General features: G+C 49.6%; 15 protein-coding genes. 3 read left to right on the top strand and 12 right to left on the bottom strand.

All coding sequences use genetic code 11. The features are described from left to right. Positions 1-174: 174 nt before the first annotated feature. Together DFQ00_RS19780 and DFQ00_RS19775 are read right to left on the bottom strand one after the other, a co-directional pair. Positions 175-801 (bottom strand): nitroreductase family protein, encoded by a 627-nt coding sequence (locus DFQ00_RS19780; RefSeq protein ID WP_110898201.1) that lies wholly within the window; start codon positions 799-801, stop codon positions 175-177. Between the two features lie 279 nt (positions 802-1,080). Then, positions 1,081-1,554: an RrF2 family transcriptional regulator gene (locus tag DFQ00_RS19775; protein WP_110898200.1), complete on the bottom strand. Its 474-nt coding sequence runs from the start codon at positions 1,552-1,554 to the stop codon at positions 1,081-1,083. Between the two features lie 687 nt (positions 1,555-2,241). On the opposite strand from DFQ00_RS19775, the gene DFQ00_RS19770 reads away from it, so the two are divergent. Continuing rightward, positions 2,242-2,727 (top strand): CcdC family protein, encoded by a 486-nt coding sequence (locus tag DFQ00_RS19770; protein ID WP_174812220.1) that lies wholly within the window; start codon positions 2,242-2,244, stop codon positions 2,725-2,727. A 254-nt stretch (positions 2,728-2,981) separates the two neighbouring features. Here the strand turns inward: DFQ00_RS19770 and DFQ00_RS19765 are convergent, their stop codons facing one another. The 4 genes from DFQ00_RS19765 to DFQ00_RS19745 all read right to left on the bottom strand — a co-directional run bounded on the left by DFQ00_RS19765 (position 2,982) and on the right by DFQ00_RS19745 (position 7,365). Next, positions 2,982-3,995: an NADP-dependent oxidoreductase gene (locus tag DFQ00_RS19765; protein WP_110898199.1), complete on the bottom strand. Its 1,014-nt coding sequence runs from the start codon at positions 3,993-3,995 to the stop codon at positions 2,982-2,984. Between the two features lie 219 nt (positions 3,996-4,214). Next, entirely contained in the window at positions 4,215-4,961 is a 747-nt protein-coding gene (map, locus tag DFQ00_RS19760; protein ID WP_110898198.1) for a type I methionyl aminopeptidase, read from the bottom strand. Between the two features lie 686 nt (positions 4,962-5,647). Continuing rightward, complete coding sequence (locus DFQ00_RS19750) at positions 5,648-6,460, bottom strand: serine/threonine protein kinase (RefSeq protein WP_244213928.1); 813 nt, start codon at positions 6,458-6,460, stop codon at positions 5,648-5,650. A gap of 167 nt (positions 6,461-6,627) precedes the next feature. Continuing rightward, positions 6,628-7,365, bottom strand: coding sequence for a class II glutamine amidotransferase domain-containing protein (locus tag DFQ00_RS19745; protein ID WP_110898196.1), 738 nt, complete (start codon positions 7,363-7,365; stop codon positions 6,628-6,630). A gap of 517 nt (positions 7,366-7,882) precedes the next feature. On the opposite strand from DFQ00_RS19745, the gene DFQ00_RS19740 reads away from it, so the two are divergent. Next, positions 7,883-8,836, top strand: a complete 954-nt coding sequence (locus tag DFQ00_RS19740; RefSeq protein ID WP_110898195.1) for an L-lactate dehydrogenase — start codon at positions 7,883-7,885, stop codon at positions 8,834-8,836. A gap of 195 nt (positions 8,837-9,031) precedes the next feature. Here DFQ00_RS19740 and DFQ00_RS19735 read toward each other — a convergent pair whose 3' ends face one another. The 6 genes from DFQ00_RS19735 to DFQ00_RS19710 all read right to left on the bottom strand — a co-directional run bounded on the left by DFQ00_RS19735 (position 9,032) and on the right by DFQ00_RS19710 (position 16,738). After that, positions 9,032-11,740, bottom strand: a complete 2,709-nt coding sequence (locus tag DFQ00_RS19735) for a PAS domain-containing hybrid sensor histidine kinase/response regulator (RefSeq protein WP_110898194.1) — start codon at positions 11,738-11,740, stop codon at positions 9,032-9,034. Between the two features lie 290 nt (positions 11,741-12,030). Next, entirely contained in the window at positions 12,031-12,762 is a 732-nt protein-coding gene (locus DFQ00_RS19730) for an ABC transporter permease (RefSeq protein ID WP_110898193.1), read from the bottom strand. A gap of 1 nt (position 12,763) precedes the next feature. Further along, positions 12,764-13,480: an ABC transporter permease gene (locus tag DFQ00_RS19725; protein WP_110898192.1), complete on the bottom strand. Its 717-nt coding sequence runs from the start codon at positions 13,478-13,480 to the stop codon at positions 12,764-12,766. After that, on the bottom strand, positions 13,477-14,391 hold the full coding sequence (locus DFQ00_RS19720) for an ABC transporter ATP-binding protein (protein ID WP_110898191.1): 915 nt from the start codon (positions 14,389-14,391) through the stop codon (positions 13,477-13,479). Before DFQ00_RS19720 ends, DFQ00_RS19725 begins: the two co-directional genes overlap by 4 nt. Positions 14,392-14,531: 140 nt before the next feature. Continuing rightward, a complete protein-coding gene (locus DFQ00_RS19715; RefSeq protein WP_110898190.1) occupies positions 14,532-16,058 on the bottom strand; it encodes a sensor histidine kinase in 1,527 nt (508 codons plus the stop codon). Continuing rightward, complete coding sequence (locus DFQ00_RS19710; RefSeq protein WP_110898189.1) at positions 16,055-16,738, bottom strand: response regulator transcription factor; 684 nt, start codon at positions 16,736-16,738, stop codon at positions 16,055-16,057. The genes DFQ00_RS19715 and DFQ00_RS19710 overlap by 4 nt, the downstream gene beginning before the upstream one ends. 231 nt (positions 16,739-16,969) lie before the next feature. On the opposite strand from DFQ00_RS19710, the gene DFQ00_RS19705 reads away from it, so the two are divergent. Continuing rightward, entirely contained in the window at positions 16,970-18,730 is a 1,761-nt protein-coding gene (locus DFQ00_RS19705) for an alpha-glycosidase (RefSeq protein WP_110898188.1), read from the top strand. Positions 18,731-18,747 lie beyond the last annotated feature (17 nt).

Raw genomic sequence — 18,747 nt, 5'->3', positions numbered from 1 at the left:
ACTATGCATGTCTACAAACCATCTCAACAGCCCCTCTTACAGCTTCTCGTTCCATGACGGTTAAAGCTATTACATATAACACAAAGAAACCGTCTCGTTTCAAATGGTCGTATCACTTCCATTTTACTAAGGAACGGTTTCTTTGATTTTATTGCAATCCTGCTATGGGCAGGCTTAGAAAGAACCTTTTACAACCACTTCGGACAGTGGGAAACGGCCTGACGGACGAGCCGGCTCAGCAGCTTTACCTACTGTGATCAGCAATGTTGGCACAAAACGTGCAGGAATGTTGAATGCTTCGATCAACTGCTGCGGATTGTATCCACCCATTGGGCAAGTATCGTAACCGAGGGAACGTGCCGCGAGCATGATGTTCTGGGATGCAAAGGATGCGTTGCGAATCGCTTCATCACGAGCAATTTGCGGGTTTTGGTAAGCACCGTTAATTTGACCCACCAATCCATCACGAACTTCAGCAGGCAGTGCGCCAGCTTCAACAGCTTGATCATAGATGAATGTATTGCGGTTTGCTTCCAGGTCACCCAGAACGGCAATCGTTACAGAGCTGTCAGCTACTTGTGTTTGACCGTAAGCAATCGGAAGCAATTTGGCTTTGTCTGCCTCGGATTCAATCACAAGGAATCTCCAGTGCTGCAGATTCCATGAAGAAGGAGCTTCGGATGCTGCTGTCAGAATGGCATTCAGGTCTGCCTCAGGCATTACAAATCCTTTTTCATACTTTTTAACCGCGTGGCGTTCGCTGATGACGCGAAGTGTTTCATTTTTTTCAATAACCGACATGTGTTCCACTCCTTAATTCTGTTTGGTTTATATATTTTTTTACGTTCGCAAAGCACGCCTTGAAAGCCAATACGCTCCAAGCACAGGCCTTCCGAAAATAACATCAGCGCAGACGAACGCTCCTCATCTGTGTTCACGTTATGCCCGGAATGACCGCCATTCAAATTCACCTTATACCGAGCAAACGCCTGTCCTACAAATCAATTATAGAAATGACCTTGGGCAGGATCAGCTACCATCCACATTGTTCCCTTAATATGTGAGTCCAACCTCAACTTGTCATGACTTCTCTTGCTCTTGCTTTTGCTCTGAACATGCCTTCATGGACAACGGACTTTCTCCACGCTCAATGCTTTGCTGCACGTCAAAAATTGAAATGCGGTCGAAATAAGCACTCAGCGCTTCTTCCCCTCCATCGTATATAGCACCCATGACCCCTTGCATATTGGAGGACACTTTACACGGTGAACCCGATTCACCTGAACACCAGCTCGGACCAAGAGAACCGCCAGCTACGAGCCTGTACAGCTCCCCAAGCTTGATCTCCTCGCTCGGACGGCTGAGCAAGTATCCACCATGAGCACCTTCCTTTGTTGTCAGGTAACCATGCTTACGCAGAACACTAAGTACCTTGCGGACTCTGGCGGGATGTGTACCCACACTCTGAGACAGATCTTCACTGTTGGCCATGCACTCGCTTCTCATGGATAGAAAAACAAGACAATGCACCGCAATGGTAAATTCGCTGTTCATAACTTACTCCCTTCCCGGCCTGCTGCACCGATAAACTTCAATCCAAGGTAAGTATAACTGTCATTATAGGAGTAACAGTTATGTTTGTCAACTCCTGCACCCAGATATGCTTCAGGCATGAATATGCCTGATATATCAATACTTACAGCCTCCCTGCGATCTGCTCGAAACTGCTGAAAACTTCCTCCAGATTGCTGCGCTGGGAGGCTCTTTACACAAAAAAGTGAGCCTTCCGCTACGCGAAGGGCTCCAATAAGATAGACATATGAAAGGGCTTACGTGATTATTATAATCGGTAAATCAGATTTTGAAAACGCTTTTTTTGTAAAGCGTGAATTTATTCTGTTTTGACGCATGGATGAGCTCATTTTATACGCATCGGCAAGATTTCGAACAATCTCCAGCAATGCTGAAATGAGATGATCATCCGTAAAATCAGGTTCTTGGAGATCGTTAGTCGCCGGAGCACAGATGCATCACCGAATAAACCCTCACTGCGCGGGAACAATAATACATATTTTTCAAATCACAAGTAGGCTTGTGAACAACCCTTCAATCAGAAGATATACATTCTAGCGGGCACAGAGGTTTGTGCTATAATAGGAACTGAAAAATCCGGTTAAACCAAACACATTGAGAGTTCCGGATTCCCGAATAAACATCTCATTCCAGAAAGAGGGCGTTTACGTGGCTCAAATCTCTCCGTTTTATCTGCAAATCGGAGCGACCGTTGGCATGCTTGTTATGGCTCTGCTGGCCATCTTCATCCGTATGAAAGCCAGCCACAGGCCGGTCACGATCCGTAAAATATTGATTCCACCGCTCGGCATGAGCACAGGCTTTTTTATGTTCGTTGTACCCGAGACCCATGTTCCGCTATTATGGGCACTCATCGCATTGCTGGTGGGCTGGTTTATTTTCTCGTATCCGCTCATTCGCAGCACCCGGTTTGAGCGCGTAGGTGAAGAGATTTTTGCGACGCGCTCCCGCAGCTTTGCCTTTATATTGCTGGGACTGCTGGCTGTAAGGCTCATCCTGCATGAAGTCATCCAGCAGTATGTCACCATTCCGCAAACGGGCGGCTTGTTCTTCCTGCTGGCCTTTGGCATGATTGTGCGCTGGCGTGTATATATGTACAAGCACTACAAGGAAGTGCTGGCTGTTCAGTCATAGACACATATACAGATGCTTTCCAAACGACTGACAGATGCGTGAAGCTTCAGATGCATACAGCAAGAGCTACAAATAAAGACACGTCCGCCGCACCCGCCGTGCGCATAGAACGTGTCTTTTTTCCTGTTGCTTATAGCTTTTTATCACATTTTCAGGTTGAGGATTTGCACTCTAACTGTCTGCAACTTAGAGCATTTGCACTGTTCTGTGCGCGCCTACGAGCCGACATTCAGAGTCTCCTTCGCTCCCCATCTCTACTCTGGATCAGCAACCTTCACCAGCTGCTTACCCAGATTGTCGCCTGAGAAAAGACCCATGAAGGCTTCCGGGGTGCGTTCGAAGCCTTCCACAATATTTTCCTCATATTGCAGCTTGCCTTCCTTGATCCATTTCCCCAGCTTCGCCCGGCCTTCCTTGAAGGATTTCGTGTAATCTCCCAGCAGAAAACCTTTCATCAGCGCCGTGTTGGTTAACAGTAGCGTTTGCGGACGCATGCCGATATCCGGCTTTTCCAGATTGTAAGACGAAATCTGCCCGCATAACGGAATACGCGCATTACGATTAATATGGCGCAGCACCGCATCCGAGATGTCGCCGCCAACGTTGTCGAAATACACATCAACCCCGTTGGGGCAAGCTTTTTCAATCGCTGCCGACATATCGTGCTCCGTTTTGTAGTTCAGTACAACGTCGAAGCCCAGCTTTTCTTTTAGATAAGCACATTTTTCATCCGATCCTGCGATACCGACTACACGCGCGCCGACAATTTTGCCAATCTGCCCCGCAATCATACCCACGGCGCCAGCCGCACCGGAGACTACAACCGTCTCGCCATCTTTGGGCTTGCCGATATCCTCCATGCCGAAATATGCAGTCAGCCCCGTCAGCCCCAGGGCACCCAGATAAGCCGTAATCGGAGCCTCATCTGTATCAATCAACGCCAGATCACATGTATTCACAGCAGCATATTGCTGCCAGCCCCACATGCCTGAAACCAGATCTCCTTTACGCAGGTTGGGCTCGGATGATTCCACCACCTGACCAATCGTTCCACCTTTGATCACTTCGTTCAGCGCATATGGCGGAGCATAGGATTTCGTATCCTTCATTCGTCCCCGCATGTACGGGTCAACCGACAAATATAGTGTACGCACCAGCACTTGTCCGGCTTCCGGCTCAGGAAGCGGCGCTTCTACGAAGTTAAAGTTCTCTCGGGTAGGAGCACCTTCCGGGCGGGACGCCAGCACGATCTGTTTGTTTACTGTCATCAAAAACAACCTCCTGATTACCCAGCGGTCCTATGTCAGCTTAATCAAGCTGTCATACAACAACGTACCGCTGGCTCGATGTCTAACCTGCATTGTTCAAATTTCAAACCTTCATAATAGTTTAAACCGAAACAGGCGGATCACAAACGTGGGCCGCCCGGAAATATGAAAATATCATCACATTATCGCTTTTTTCAAACCTCTTAAACAATCCCTGGCTTATTGTGCTGTCAAAATAACAGGCCCCTCTGCCGTGATCGCAATCGTATGCTCATATTGAGCAGAAAGACTTCCATCCAGCGTACGCGCAGTCCATCCATCTGGATCGAGCTTGCTGCGGAATGTTCCGATGTTCAGCATCGGCTCAATCGTAATGACCATGCCTTCCTTGAGACGTGGTCCGCGATGCGGCGGGCCGTAATGAGGCACCTGAGGCTCTTCATGCATCTTCTCCCCGATCCCGTGGCCGATAAATTCACGAACAACAGACAGTCCCTCCCCTTCAGCATATACCTGAATGGCATTGGAGATATCTCCGATCCGATTGCCCACAACGGCAAGCTCAATGCCTTTATACAGAGCGTTTTTGGTCACATCCAGCAGATGCTGCGCTTCCGGGGATACATTACCTACCGCATACGACCAAGCTGAGTCAGCCAGCCAGCCGTTCAGGTTAACGACCATGTCGATGGTAACGATATCGCCGTCTTTCAGCACGTATTTTCCCGGAAAGCCGTGACAGATCACGTCATTAACCGACGCACATGTCGCATAAGGATAGCCGTTATATCCCTTTTGTTCCGGCGTGGCGCCATGTTTCTTCATAAATGCTTCGGCAAACTGATCAATTTCCTGTGTTGTAATCCCCGGACGAATCATTTTGGCAATTTCACGATGGCATGCAGCCAGAATCTCGCCAGCTTTTCTCATATGTTCAATCTGTTCGTTCGTCTTAATAATAATCATTCCAACTACTCCTTGTCCGTTATGATCATATCCTGTCTTCTATTGTAACGCGAAACGCTGAAAATAAAAAATTCAGTGGATGAAGCAAGCATCCTATTATACGCCAAGCTGCCCATGGATGAATACTCTTTTCTCATCAAAAACACGAAACCCCGCCAAGACAAACTGCGTATTAGCCTAAAACAGCTGAAGACGAAAGGATGAACACTCATGTTCAAGAAGATCATAGGCAAACTTATGGACTCCAAATCCTCTTCTCACCATAAACGCTACAGCTCCTCAGATAGACGCTCTTACAAAAAATACAGCAGCTCCTCCGGGAAACGTTCCTACAGGCGCTACTCCTCTTCAGACATGAAATACAGGGATCAGCGCCACGGTTCCGGTTATTACAAGAGCAGGAAGTACAGCTCCAGCTAAACAAGATCAAGACATGCTCCTATGAAAAAAAAACATCTCCTGCTCGTGGTCCTGTCACTCACACTCAGACACAACAAAGGAGTGTCCCCTGCACCGTCTACATACGGTCAGCGGAACACTCCTTTTGATAATCACCGCACATACTTCGTATCGTGCATGGCTGTGTCACAAGCAGATCGCAACGTGCTCTCCGTTCACCTTCAAGCACGCTGCTTCACTCCATGATGATGCCGGAGCACACTTGAATCCTCTGTGTGACCACTCACTTACAGGAGCAGCCTCAAACGCTCCAATTCGCACTGCAGCTCTTCTGCTCCCCCCTCATAAGGGGGACGCAACCCGAGGAGCCGCTCCAACAGCTCTAATAAAGCAGGTGTAAGCTGAAGCTCCTCCTGCCAGCTGGCTGGCTCATGGCCTTTCTGCGGTTCATACGATGAATATAACAAAAAAAGCAGAAAATGACCGATATCCTGCAAATCCTGATCCGGTGTAGCTTGCTCATCTTCGGGCTCAAGCACATCCTTGATCCGACGTTTCAGTTCCGGCAACAACGGCTCCCCCAAGCGTCTTGCCAGGCCAAAGTCGATCAGGTGCACCTGCCCCTCCCGTAAAATAACGTTAGGAATCCGTACATCCCCGTGAATGTATCCCCGTGAATGCACATGGGCCACCGGGGCCAGCAACTGAAGGGCAAGCTCTACACATTCCCGTTCTGTATATTGCTGCTCCTGCTCAAAAATCAACTGCTCCAGCGTCTGTCCACGGACAACCTCGGTCACCATATAATACCGTCTTCGGACTGTGAACGTGTGCAGCAGCTCGGGAATTGCGGGATGCTGTAGATGCCTGAGCACATCCGCTTCCCGATGTAGCAGCCGTACAGCAAGCTTCCCCTTGCTCGGCTTCGCTTCCTTCAGAGCCACTTCCCCTCCCGTCTGTATATCCGTACACCGATAGGTTAGCCCATAACTCCCCATGCCAAGCAGTTCCTGTATCACATAACGGTTTCCTACTATCGTTCCCTGACGACCAGGACGGTCTGTCCATAGGCCAATCCACCTTTGCCAGCCTCGACGCAACTCCACATTGCCTCCCACGCCAGCTTGCGAACTCTGTTCCCTTTTCTGTACTTGTATACGAATCAGGGGCTGGACTTCATGTTGTATTGGAGCCATTATATCAGGCTGGGCAAGGAATATCACGATGAACAATGAATAGTGCCTGACACCCGTTTTCTTCTACCTGCTTATGCTTCCTTATGTTTTTTGGGCAGCAGTCCAAATAACATGCGAAGGGAGGAGATTTTGGACTTTCGCTTCCTGCCCTGATAACTGCGCAGATTGGTCACAAGCTCGCGATCCCGCTCCTCCTCCAGCTTGTCGTTCATCCACTGGCGCTGCTTCTCCATCTGCTCCTGAAGCGCAAGATGGGTTTCGGCAAGATGCTGAAGGGTCAGCTCCAGTTCATCTACCCGATGCTGCAACAGTTGCATACGATCGTCCTGTTTGGGTTCTACGGCACCATAGGTGACTTCGCTTACAAGCTGACCGAGCCCTTCGTAGGATCGAAGCTGTGCAAGCTGATCCAATCCTGACGGAGCTAACATATCTGACGAGATGGTTGCTGACGGTTCCGACACCGAGCCCTGCGAAGGTGTTGCCACAGGAGGCAGATCACTGGCGGCTGCACACTCCTGCTCCGATCCTGCCCCCAGAACTTGCTCAGATGCCCCCTCCTTCTTCCCTTCTGCCGGAGACAGCACAGTGACCACCGCATCCACCAGCGGCAGATTATGCTCTCTAAGCTCTGTCATTAGACGTTCAATACACTCGATATCATCGGATTTGAATAATCTGGATTTATTCGCAGACCGTTCGAAGCGATACCCCTGCTCCTCCAGTGCTGCCGCATATTTACGAAGAGTGCTGGCGCCTATTCCCAGGCTCTTGGCCGTTTCCGTTGTTGCTCCTGCTTCTTCAATCATCAATAATTCCCTCCCGTAATGAAGTGTTTGGGCCTGCTTCCCTGCAACGAACTGTCATCGGATCGGGTGACCTTTCTCTTTCACACGAATTGACTTGGGTTCATCGAATTTCCCGCCATCCATACGTGCAATTCTCTTGCATGTCGGTATGTATTCGTTAATTCACCTGCAGAACCCTTTGACGGTTTAGTTCTATTTCTGCGGATTGGTAAGAACTTTTGTCAGGTATATATTTCGCACAAAAAGCTCTTCATCCGACAAACTGCAGGAATGCTGTCATGTCGAAAAGGGGCTATGCAAATGCCGTCTAAATTTCAGTGCATGTATTTGATGTCAATATTGTTAACCTCAACACTCCAACACGCTCCCGCGACAGAGGAATTCATTGCTGTATTGCTTTTCCCTGTGTTATCTTATGTAACGTAGAATTGAATATCAGCATAAAATAAAGGACTATACTTAACATAATAATGATCAAGTAACGGATAAAAACCAATGTAAACGGAGGCTGAAGGCAGTGTTAGGCAAATCAGGTAAAGTAGCGGTGATCGGGGCGGGGCTTGTCGGTTCAAGTTGTGCATATTCAATGATTAATCAATCCATCTGCAGAGAAATTATGATGGTTGATCGGACGTATGACCGGGCTGTTGCACAGGCTCTGGACTTTTCCCATTGCATGGACTTCACCCATAATCGAACCAAGGTGTACGCGGGCACGTATGCTGATTGCGGCAGCATGGACGTTATTATCATGACCGCAGGGGCTAATCCGAAGCCGGGACAGACGAGACTGGATGTTCTGGAGGAAGCAGAATCCATTGCTAAAGATATCGTGGTTCCCATTATGGACAGTGGCTTCAATGGTATCTTTGTGATCGCCGCCAATCCTGTGGACATCGTGACGTATATGGTATGGAAATTATCCGGGCTGCCGCGTGAACGTGTGATTGGAACCGGAACCTCCATTGACTCCTCACGGCTTAAAACACTGCTCTCAGAGGTATTCTCCATTGATCCACGAAGTGTGCACGGGTACGCACTCGGGGAACACGGGGAGTCCCAGTTCGTGGCCTGGTCCCATGTGACGATCGGCGGAAAACCCATCCTGCACATTCTTGAGCAGCACAAGGAGCGCTTCAAACATCTCGATCTGGAGGATATCGCCAAAAAAACAAAGGATGCCGGCTGGGAGATTTTTACCCGCAAGGGCTCCACGCAATTCGGCATTGGTAATGCCCTCGCCCATATTACACGCTCCATCCTGAACGATGAGCATAAGATCATTGCCGTATCCGCGATTCTGGAGGGGGAGTATGGACAACGCAATGTCTGTGCAGGTGTTCCAGCCATCATTGGCGAAGGCGGCATTCAGGAGATTATTGAACTGAATCTCGATGGGGCGGAATATGAGAAGTTTAATCGCTCCTGTGAAATTTTATCGGGAAATATCAACCGCCTGACCATCGCCTGATTCCTTCCACTTCCAGCCTGAATGCCGAAAAAGAAACTGGCTAATCGCCTGGGATGTATCTCTGATTAACCTTCTGCTATCCGGGATTGGCGTAGGTTCACATCCAAGCTATCGCCCTTTTGGGGCACACACCAAAAACAACCTCAATATTCACTAACACCGTTAGTGGATACTGAGGTTGTTTTATTACTCTTATCAATTCGGAGCAAGCCGCGGTTCATCAGAAGGGCCCCATTGCTGCAGGACACGCTTCAACTCACTGAGCATTACCGGCTTGCTGATAAAATCACGCATACCGATTTCCAGACAAGCCTCCTTGTCTTCGCGTTTCGTATTGCCCGTTACGGCGATAATCGGTGGAATCCGATCCTCCGGAATCAGTCGGTGTAATAGATTCGTGGCCTTGAGTCCATCCATTACAGGCATATGAATATCCATCAGTACGATATCATAAGCATTCTGCGAGATGGCGTCAATGGCTTCTACACCGTTGGTGCACACATCGGCCTGATAACCCAGCTTCTCCAGATATTCCTGCAAAATCTTCCGATTGACCGGATGGTCCTCCGCCACAAGAATGCGCATGGCGACCTTGTCACTTTGACGTGTACGGTCATGATAGAACTCACTTGCCGATTTCTCTCCAGAGGCTTCGACCTGAGCGGCCGGAATGGCGAATCGGAAAACAGAACCTTCTCCCTCTGTGCTCTCCACAGTGATCGTTCCGCCCATAATCTCCACAAGTCTTTTGGAAATCACCAGGCCCAGACCTGTACCGCCATACTTGCGGTTAATGACCGGATGCAGCTGGGAGAATGATTGGAACAGCTGATCCAGCTTGTCCGCAGGAATCCCGATGCCCGTATCCTCCACAGCAAAATCCAGCACCGTATCCTCTGGTCTACCGCCCTTGATCATATCCACGGTCACATCAATACTTCCCTGATCGGTGAACTTGAGCGCATTGCCAACCAGGTTCACCAGGATCTGGCGAATTCGCATTGCATCCCCTGCCATGTAGTCAGGAATGCTTGGATTCAGACGGAAACGAATCTCCAGATGTTTCTCATCTGCTCGCGGCTTGAACAGCTCTGCAACCTGCTCCAGCATCTTGCGCAGCGAGAACGGCTCATAGGCCAGCGCCATTTTACCAGACTCCAGCTTACTGAAGTCAAGAATATCATTCAGAATGTTCAGCAATGCATCGCCACTCTCCTGAATGATCTGTGCGTACTCGCGCTGCTCCTCAGACAAATCGGTGCCTACCAGCAGCTCGGTCATACCCACGATGCCGTTCATCGGTGTCCGAATCTCATGACTGACAAGTGAAAGGAATTCCGATTTCGCCTGTGCAGCCAGCTCGGCTGTCTCCTTGGCACGAACAATCTCACGCTCTCCTGTCACGTCATTGAATACAACAACTGCACCGCGAATCTGTCCCTCATCAATGATCGGAGTGACCTGATATTGAACAAGGAAGCTGCTGCCGTCTTTACGCCAGAACACATCCTCCGTCACTGAACGTGCATGCCCATCCAGCACCGTCATATGGATCGGACATTCCTCTTTTGGGAAATAGCTTCCATCGGCACGGGAGTGATGAATAATGGGGTGTGAGCTTTTTCCAATAAACTCATGGGCTTCATATCCAAACATCGAAGCTGCTGCCGGATTCATAAACATCGTAATGCCATCTGCATCCAGGCCATAGATTCCCTCCGTAACCGTGTTCAGAATCAGCTCATGCTGCTTGCTCAGCTCCTGAATACGCTCCGTATACTCCTTGCGCTCTGTAATATCGGATACTATGCCGTAGACACCCACCATTTCCTTATCTACAATAATCGGTACATTGGTTACCGACACTTCAATCTTGCGGCCGCTTGAATTCACAACCCGAGTCTCGTAATATTGAGGCTCTCCCTGCTTCACAAGCTCAAAGCAGGCCTCTCCTTTATTCATCTCACTCTTGTCCAGATTCAACAAGAACGATTGTCCGATCAGCTTGTGACGTGCGATATCAAGCATCCGCACCATATTGCTGTTCACCGCACTGTACTCCCCTTTGAGGTTCAGAGAGTACACTGCAGCGGGGTTATACTCGAACAATGACTTATATCTTTGGCGGCTTTCGCGAAGACGTCGGTCTGCATCCTTATGCTGGGTGATATCCCGGCTGATGCTGACAATCTGATTCACCTCGCCCTTCTCTCCGGCTACCGGCTTCGCCAGTGTCTCCATCCAGATATAATGCCCATCCTTATGCAGCACTCTCATCTTGCATCCATTTCCAATACTCGAAAGCGCCAACGGATCAGGATAATCTCCCGGATAACAGTAGGACTTAAACGATTTTCCCGTAACTTCCTCCGGCTCGTACCCAAGCAACGTATACACCGAAGGAGATACATATAACAACGTACCGTCCGTGGTACAGGTTGTAATCAGGTCTTGTGCATGTTCTGCCAGCACCTGATACTTCTCCTGTGTCTCCTGCAGTTCCTGCTCGATTTTCACCTTGTCCGTCACATCCTTGGCTATGCCGTAAATGCCGACAACCTCTTGACCTTCGGTGATGGGTATATAGGTAACCTGTGCATGCTTCACAGAACCGTCTTTATGATAAAACGCCATCGGCTCACTGACTGAAATTCCAGCCAGCACCTTTTTAATGAATTGCTCTCGTCGTGTCTCACTTTCAGGCGGGCTGATGCGATCCCGACTCACCCCTGCAAGCTCTCCGATCTTGTAGCCGGATAACCGTTCAAATGAAGGGTTTGCATCCATATGGTTCCCTTCAATGTCCATGACATAGATGGCATCCGGGTGGTTAAAAAACAATGATCGGTAAGAGCTTCCCTCAGAAATAATTCGTTTCAGGGTTTCCGTTTTATTATATTCCAAAGGCCTACCCCTCTTTTCTCAGCCAAATCTTCTTCACCTTCACTTCAATATGCGCCACTCTTGGCTGTAACAGGCTTACCCTCGAATAACCATGTAAGACTCACTAGAAACAGCTTTTTTCATTTTACCAGATTCTTGTCTCATTTTACCTATATCATATGATAAAATTCATAGCCACAATGGATGAAAAAGATGGAATTGGTCGGATAGCCCTTAAATTAAAAAATCTCCCGAGATCGCTGGCAACCGATTACCGATGCCGCAGTCCCGAGAGAGGGTATTGAATTTATTTATACTTCCTTTTTGGAAAAATAGATCATGCCCATGGCAATAATCAGTACCGCACTGCCCCCAACAACCGACAAAAGTGTACTTAGCGGAACATTGTATGCTCCAAATCCAGCTCCCTCGATCGGAACCATCAGAATCATCGGCTGAGCCCATGGATAATAAGGTCCGTACGTAGCCGAGTTCACCACCAGAATGTTCGGAATGGTCAGCGCAAAATTCAATGCCAGTGGAGCGGCGAAGCTGCTCCAGATCAGAGAAACAAACATCTGCAATGCAGCCAGTGGTACACATGCTACAAGCCCGAGGAATAATCGGCCCAGAAGGAATCCCCATGGCACTGGTCCTGCCATCCCCTGAACCATGCCTGTCAGCAAAATGCTACCGAGAAGCAGCAGCTGTGTTCCTGCCACCAGCGTCATTACAATGGTGAATTTGCCCCAATATACACCTGCTCGTGTGAGCGGGAGAACCAATAACTGTTTCCAGCCACCCCCTGCATGCTCGAATCGGCATACAAACGAAGTGAAGACACCTGTCAGCATCGGAAGCAGCAGCAGACCGTGCAGCGTAACCATCACTGACATCAAACCATTCCAATCCTTCGTAGAGGACAACAGACCGATTAGCAAGGAAATGAGGGGGCTGATCAGTACGAGTAGCCACACAGGCGATTTGGCCATTTTCAACCGTTCAGCAGAAAGAATACGAAAGTATGTCATCGTAAAGCTCATGTCAGGCCACATCCTTTCTACTGAAGTGCATCATGCCCGTCAGCATAATCAGAATGCCCAGACCTGCGCCCATGCCCGCGTACAAGTACGGATTCGGTGAGCTCCACGCCATCTGAGCCCAAGCCAGTGGAAAGTTGGGAGAGAGGGTCAAGGAGAACATGCCTGTAATGGCAAGAATAATGCCAAATGTAACTGGAAGCGCCTGATTTTTCGATACCAGGGTGAACCATAATTCAATGGACAATACCGGGAGCGCCCCTGCCAGCGGCATCAGCCCGAGCTTTAGCGCCTGTGCCCACGGTATCTCTCTGGCATCGAAGCCAAGCACAAGGCCCAGTCCAATGATACCCGCAGTCAGGAGCAGACAAGAGATCATAAGCAGTAGACAGGCCAGCAGGAACTTCGCCAGATAAACGGCTGGTCTTGAGATGGGCATCGCCAGCAATTGCTTCCACGAGCCCTGCTCATGCTCAATTCCGGCAATCATAGAACTGAGGATGGTCGCGCCCAGCATGATAGCAAGCGGTACAAAAATAATCACGTTGCCCAGCAAGCCGCCCCACAGATTGTCCGCATACTGCTGCTTCAAATCATCCAGCCGCAATCCGAAATTCAGTGCCTGCATGGCCGTTAATCCGAGCGGGGCCAGAAATACGAGAAACCAGATACCTTTGCCACGTATCTTGAGCCAATCCGCCGATAATGCACGCCCCGTCATACAGAAGCCCCCTCGCCAATAACACGCAGGAACAGATCCTCCAGAGACTGACGATGCTCCTCCACCCGATAGATGTCATGATCCTGCTCAATCAGGCGGCGAATCAGAAGTGCAACGGCACTGTTATCCATATAAGGGAACGTTAACGCCGTACCTTGCTGCTGACCGAATTGCCCCTGTTCACGAGCCAGCCTCATCGCAGCCTCCGGCTCGGACACCATAAGTCTGATCGAGCTTCCAGTTTGACTGTGCAGACTTGCGATGGTGTCCTGCAGCACCATTTTGCCATCACGAATAATGCCAACACGGCTGGCCATCTGTTCCACCTCACTCAGCAAGTGACTGGAGACCAGTACGGTAATGCCATGCTCCAGCGGCATATGCTTGATAAGCTCCCGAATTTCCTGAATGCCCGCCGGATCGAGTCCGTTGGTCGGCTCATCCAGTATGAGCAATTCGGGATCACCCAGCAGTGCACTGGCAATACCCAGTCGCTGCTTCATCCCCAGAGAGTAGCCTTTAACCGCCCGTTTGGCGTCTTTGGTCAGATCGACAATAGACAGCACCTCGTCAATTCTAGACTTGGGCACATCAATAATACGGCGCAGCACTTCGAGATTTTCCACGGCGTTCAGATGTCCATAGTAGGAAGGGTATTCAACAAGAGAACCTACACGGCGTAAAATAGTCATGCGATCCTTGCGAATATCCTTGTCAAAGACCCGGATAACCCCCTTGCTTGGCTTGATCAAGCCGAGCAGCATACGAATGGTTGTTGTTTTACCGGCACCATTCGGACCGAGGAAGCCGTAGATATCTCCCTTTTTAATATGCAGATCAAGCTCACGGACCGCTGCACGGTCCTTGTAAGTTTTCCATAAATTCGCGGTTTGAATAACATTTTCGCTCACTGTTTATCACCTCGGAACTATCGTAACCCTCCAAGGTTAAGGCAAGCATACGTCCAAGTTTAAATTTGGTTTAAAAAAGGAGCACACCCCGACCTCCATCCGAACTCACAGCATTGGCTTGCGTCCATATTCAGAACTGCCTACCCTTCTTTACTACTGTAAAGATAGGTACGGACACCCGCATCGGAGCTGTCCACCCGTTTGCGCAGATCCATCTCCCGAATCAGCAAATCTACGATCGACAGACCAAGCCCTGTGCCCTTGGTTCCCGAATCGGGCTGTATTCCCGGACCGTGATCCTCGATAACCACGGCGGTTTTACCCTGAAGCTGCTCGGTGGAGATGCGGATATATCTGCCACTCGCGGCGTGACGAACTACATTTTGGAACAGATTATCCAGCACACGCCTCATGCCCTGCTCGTCCACATCCCACATTAACGGAGCTTCCGGCAGATCAATATCAATCTCAAACTGCTCTTTCTCCCACACGGGATACCATGACGCCGCAGCTTCCCTGACCATACGCAGCACATCCTTCTGCTCCAGCTTCAGCGTGTATCTTCCACTCGTCAGCAGATTATAAGACAGCATATTATCTATAAGCTCACTGAGGTCCTGCATCTTGCTTTCCATACGATTGAGTGCATGAATCCCCTGCTCACTAAGCGTTTCTTTGTGCAATGCATGCATATGACCACGAATCACCGTCAGGGGGGTGCGCAGGTCGTGAGAGAGCCCGGCAACCAGCCGTTTGCGAAGCTGCTCCTCCTCCCGCTCCCGCTGGAGGCTGTCCGTTAACCGATACACCATCTGATTAAAGGATTCCTCCAGATGCCCGATCTCATCCGATCTGCGGATATGCACGGGATTTGGAATTCCCTCTGTACCCGGTGCTACCATGGCCATTTGAAGATGAACAAGCCGCTTGCGGATTTTGGCGAAAAAAAGAACAGACAACAAGATGAAAATAACAAAAACAACAACCATTACAATAGCGAGATATATAAATTCACGCAGTCCGTTGTTTTGGGTTCTTTCGAGCATCTTTCGATTCACCTCGAGGACCATAAAGCCCTGCCCCTTGTCCTCGTTCCCTCCCCCTATATAAGAAACAACAGTAAGCGGATCACGATATAACGCTTTTTTCATGAACTGTATCGCGTAGTTGGCTGTCCACACGGCAGGAATGCGCGTTTCCTTGATCTCCCCTGACTTCACTGTCCACTGAATTGTAGTATCCGATGGCGCAGAATTATATTTCACCTTCGCTTCCTCACCCGCGAGCACAAGCAACGTTCTACCTTCTGCATTGACATGGTACATGGCTGATCGGGGGTACTTCTTCTGTATCTCTCTCATCTGTGTATCTATGGCTTGATCGGATGCTCCGTTCAGCTTTTTAGATTCGCGCAGCCACATGTTCGTCATTTCTGTAGCATCCCCATAGGGTGCTGCTTCGCTTGAAATTGCATTGTTGGTGAACACCACGTAGCCAATAAACGTAAGCGGCACGATGACAGGTACGAATAATACCGCCGCCAGAATAAGCAAAATATATCTCGACATCAGAGATCGCCCGAACTTCATTTTGGGCCGATTGGGCGGCTGTGATATTGTATGGCGCTCAGCTCTCTTTGCTTTTCGTTCCCGGAACCAGCCCATCATGGCTTCTTCACCCGGTATCCCACTCCGCGCACCGTTTGAATAATAACCGGGTTCGCCGGATCAAGCTCCAGCTTCTCCCGCAGATGCCGGATATGCACCATTAGTGTCTTGTCTCCATCCAGATAGGATTCGTTCCATACCGCCTCATAGATCTGCTCTTTGGTACGAATCATGCCCATATGCCGGAGCAAATACGCGAAAATATGAAACTGTTTGCCCGATAGAATGACCTCTTCTCCCGTCTGCTCGTTAACGATCCGGTTATCCTGCTCATAGATTGCCAGATGGTCCAGCTTCAAGACGTTATCACTGGATACCGCCGCACCTGCCTTGCGGAGCTGTACCTCAATTCGAGCAGCAAGCTCGTCTGGATGAAAGGGCTTGGTCACATAGTCGTCGGCAAAATCAAGCCCGTACAGCTTGTCATCAATCGACGTTCTGGCCGAGAGCATGACGATGGGCACAGCCGGATATTCCTTTTTCAATCGCTGACCTACTGTAAATCCGTCCAGCCCCGGCAGCATGACGTCCAGTATCACCAGAGAACAGCCAGCCGCCGCCTCAAGCGCACCCTCTCCACTTCCCAGCCACATGACCTCATACCCCCGATCCTCCAGATCCTCTCTTACCCACGCTGCAATTTCTATATCGTCTTCGATATATAACAATTTGTTTTTCATCTATGTACTCGTTTCCTTTCGTTCCCCTTTGGGTTAATGATATATCTGAGCGGATTGCTATATTTGCGGGACTACTTCACAACAGATGTCCTGCCTTCTCGGTTATTATAACGCAATCTGGATTGACGTAATATTAACGGAATCATTCAGCTTTACAATAGTCTAAGAAGAATTACATATACCACACTTGCATCTGCATATCCTATACAGATCTGACGGGAGGAATTTCACATGCTGCTCGAAGCCATCTTTCACCAACCGAAACGGAACTGGGCCTATGCCTACGACCAGGATACTATTCACCTGCGGCTGCGTGCCAAGAAGAATGACTTGACCGAGGTGTATGCCCTGACCGGGGATAAATATGCCTGGGAGGAAACACGGGATATGGTGCCGCTGACCAAATTCACGTCCGATTCCATGTTTGATTACTACGAGGGGGAAGTGAAACCTCCGTATCGTCGATTGAAGTACGCTTTCCTGCTCAAAAATGGAGAGGAACAGATCTGGATGACCGAAACAGACTTTCAGAGAGAAGAGCCGGATGATCCGGGCCGAATGTTCCAGTTCCCTTATATTCATCCAGGGGCTGTATTTACACCCCCTGCGTGGGTGAAGGATGCGGTGTTTTATCAAATTTTCCCAGAGCGGTTTGCGAATGGAAACCCTGCGCTTAATCCCGATAAAGTTGAGCCGTGGGGCGGTGAACCTACACCGTTTAATTTTTTTGGCGGCGACCTTCAAGGAGTGATTGACCACCTGGATTACCTTACCGAACTGGGGATCAACGCAATCTATTTCACTCCGATCTTCGAGGCAACCACCAATCATAAATACGATACCGAGGACTATCTGCGCGTGGATCGTCATTTTGGCGATGCAGATACAGTGAAACGTCTGGTCAAGCTCTGTCATGAACGCGGGATTCGAGTGCTGCTGGATGCGGTATTTAATCATTCCGGCAAAACGTTTGCCCCATTCCTCGACGTGCAGAAGCACGGTGCGGCATCCAAGTATAAAGACTGGTTTCATATTCACGAGTTTCCGCTGAACGTGAAGGACGGGATTCCAACCTATGAGACGTTTGGCTTTGAAGCACATATGCCCAAGCTGAATACTGAACACCCGGATGTGAAGGCCTATCTGCTAGAAGTAGCTGAATACTGGATCAAGGAAGTCGGCACAGACGGCTGGCGTCTGGATGTAGCTGATGAGGTGGACAATGCTTTCTGGCGTGATTTCCGCCGCGTTGTTAAGGCTGCAAACCCGGATGCGTACATTCTGGGAGAGATATGGAACGAGTCCTCCTCCTGGCTGCAGGGCGACCAGTTTGATGCCTCGATGAATTATCCGTTTACTGATGCGGTCAATGGTTTCTTCGTGCAACATCGGATGCATGCCGAACAATTCGCCCATGCGATCGGACGCCAGCTGTCCCGTTATGCCCTTCAGGCAAGCGAGGTCGCCTTCAATCTGCTGGACAGTCATGACACCCCGCGCCTGCTCACTCTCTGTGAGGGAGATCATCGGAAGATGAAGCTGGCTGCGCTGTTCCAATTCAGTTATATGGGAGCACCATGCATCTATTATGGTGACGAGATAGGTTTGGACGGTGATCATGATCCGGGATGCCGCAAATGCATGGAGTGGGATGAAGCGAAGCAGGACCGGGAATTGCTGAGCTTTTATCAGAAGCTGATCGCCCTGCGTCATGCACATCCGGCATTGCGAGCCGAAGGCACGGTTCGCTTTCTGCAAGCTCGTGCAGGCGGCAGTCAGCTTGTCATGGAGCGCAAGAGTGATACCGAAAGCATTCTGGTGCTGTTCAACCGCTCGGAGGAAACCGCCATTGTTGAGCTTGAGGCAGGCGACCAGCCTTGGACCGAGCTGTTTGAACGCAATCACCGTACGGCTCTGGAAAATAGTGTGCTTGCTGTTGAGCTTCCCGCCTATGGATATGCCGTTATGCGTACGGAACTGGTGGGGAACTAAGCTTTAACCCGATTCAG

Source organism: Paenibacillus barcinonensis (genome assembly GCF_003217495.1).
Taxonomy (GTDB): Bacteria; Bacillota; Bacilli; order Paenibacillales; family Paenibacillaceae; genus Paenibacillus; species Paenibacillus barcinonensis.
This window is presented reverse-complemented; position numbering and strand designations above follow the sequence as displayed.

Excerpts from the sequence above, each read along its gene's own strand:
- DFQ00_RS19780 (WP_110898201.1), bottom strand. The coding sequence starts at position 801 with ATGTCGGTTATTGAAAAAAATGAAACACTTCGCGTCATCAGCGAACGC.
- DFQ00_RS19775 (WP_110898200.1), bottom strand. The coding sequence starts at position 1,554 with ATGAACAGCGAATTTACCATTGCGGTGCATTGTCTTGTTTTTCTATCC.
- DFQ00_RS19765 (WP_110898199.1), bottom strand. The coding sequence starts at position 3,995 with ATGACAGTAAACAAACAGATCGTGCTGGCGTCCCGCCCGGAAGGTGCT.
- map (WP_110898198.1), bottom strand. The coding sequence starts at position 4,961 with ATGATTATTATTAAGACGAACGAACAGATTGAACATATGAGAAAAGCT.
- DFQ00_RS19745 (WP_110898196.1), bottom strand. The coding sequence starts at position 7,365 with ATGATTGAAGAAGCAGGAGCAACAACGGAAACGGCCAAGAGCCTGGGA.
- DFQ00_RS19730 (WP_110898193.1), bottom strand. The coding sequence starts at position 12,762 with ATGAGCTTTACGATGACATACTTTCGTATTCTTTCTGCTGAACGGTTG.
- DFQ00_RS19725 (WP_110898192.1), bottom strand. The coding sequence starts at position 13,480 with ATGACGGGGCGTGCATTATCGGCGGATTGGCTCAAGATACGTGGCAAA.
- DFQ00_RS19715 (WP_110898190.1), bottom strand. The coding sequence starts at position 16,058 with ATGATGGGCTGGTTCCGGGAACGAAAAGCAAAGAGAGCTGAGCGCCAT.
- DFQ00_RS19710 (WP_110898189.1), bottom strand. The coding sequence starts at position 16,738 with ATGAAAAACAAATTGTTATATATCGAAGACGATATAGAAATTGCAGCG.
- DFQ00_RS19705 (WP_110898188.1), top strand. The coding sequence starts at position 16,970 with ATGCTGCTCGAAGCCATCTTTCACCAACCGAAACGGAACTGGGCCTAT.